Origin of the sequence: Microbacterium sp. 4NA327F11, assembly GCF_005503465.1 — a bacterium.
GTDB lineage: Bacteria > Actinomycetota > Actinomycetes > Actinomycetales > Microbacteriaceae > Microbacterium > Microbacterium ginsengisoli.
Genome location: NZ_SCOB01000054.1, coordinates 1 through 1,363, shown reverse-complemented (window position 1 = coordinate 1,363; position 1,363 = coordinate 1). Strand labels below are relative to the sequence as shown.

The 1,363-nt window shown below is 70.9% G+C and carries 1 protein-coding gene; it reads left to right on the top strand.

Annotated features, from left to right (window positions below; genetic code table 11):
- Nucleotides 1–22: 22 nt before the first annotated feature.
- Nucleotides 23–1,363: MmgE/PrpD family protein (locus FFS51_RS14570; protein ID WP_137878789.1), on the top strand; the 1,341-nt coding region annotated here is incomplete at its 3' end.

Genomic DNA, 1,363 nt, shown 5'->3' with positions numbered 1-1,363 from the left:
ACCCCGCCCATCAAGGAGCAGCATGACCGTCACCCACCACGTCCGCGTCTACCGCAGCGACGAGGAGCTTCCCCGCACCGACCAACTCGCCTGGAAGATCGCCGAGGTCGCTGCCGACCCGGTCGCTGTCACCGACGAGGTGGCCGACATGATCATCAACCGCATCATCGACAACGCCGCGGTGGCCGCGGCATCCCTCACCCGCGGGCCGGTGAGTGCGGCCCGCCAGCAGGCGCTCGATCACCCGGTGTCCGTGTCGGGCCCGGGTTCCACGGTCTTCGGCTGCGCCCTCGAGCGCACGACGAGCCCCGAGTGGGCGGCCTGGGCCAACGGGGTCGCGGTGCGCGAGCTCGACTACCACGACACCTTCCTCGCCGCCGAGTACTCGCACCCCGGCGACAACATCCCGCCGATCCTCGCCGTCGCCCAGCACGTCGGCGCGACCGGTGCACAGCTGCTGCGCGGCATCGCCACCGGTTACGAGATCCAGATCGACCTCGTGCGCGCCATCTCGCTGCACAAGCACAAGATCGACCACGTCGCCCATCTCGGCCCCTCCGCTGCGGCCGGCATCGGCACCCTTCTCGGCCTGCCGGTCGAGACGATCTACCAGGCCGTCGGCCAGGCGCTGCACACCACCACCGCGACCCGGCAGTCCCGCAAGGGCGAGATCTCCACGTGGAAGGCCCACGCCCCCGCCTTCGCCGGCAAGATGGCCGTCGAGGCAGTCGACCGCGCGATGCGCGGCGAGACCAGCCCGGCGCCGATCTACGAGGGCGAGGACGGCGTGATCGCATGGCTCCTCGACGGGAAGGATGCCGCCTACGACGTGCCGCTCCCCGACCGCGGCGAGGCGAAGCGGGCCATCCTCGACTCCTACACGAAGGAGCACTCCGCCGAGTACCAGGCGCAGGCGTGGATCGACCTCGCCCGCAAGCTCGGCACCGCGCGGCCCGAGCTGCGCGACCCCGAGAACATCGAGGCGATCGTGCTGCACACCAGCCACCACACGCACTACGTGATCGGCTCGGGCGCGAACGACCCGCAGAAGTACGACCCTGCGGCCTCCCGCGAGACCCTCGACCACTCGATCCCCTACATCTTCACGGTCGCACTGCAGGATGCCGCGTGGCACCACGTCGACTCCTACCTGCCGGCGCGCGCGGCCCGCCCTGACACGGTGGCGCTGTGGCACAAGGTCACCACCGCTGAGGACGCCGAGTGGACTCGCCGCTACCACTCGGAGGACCCCGACGAGAAGGCGTTCGGCGGCCGCGTGGAGATCCGCCTCGCGAACGGCGAGACCATCGTCGACGAGATCGCCGTGGCCGATGCCCACCCGCTCGGCGCCCGCCCCTTCACC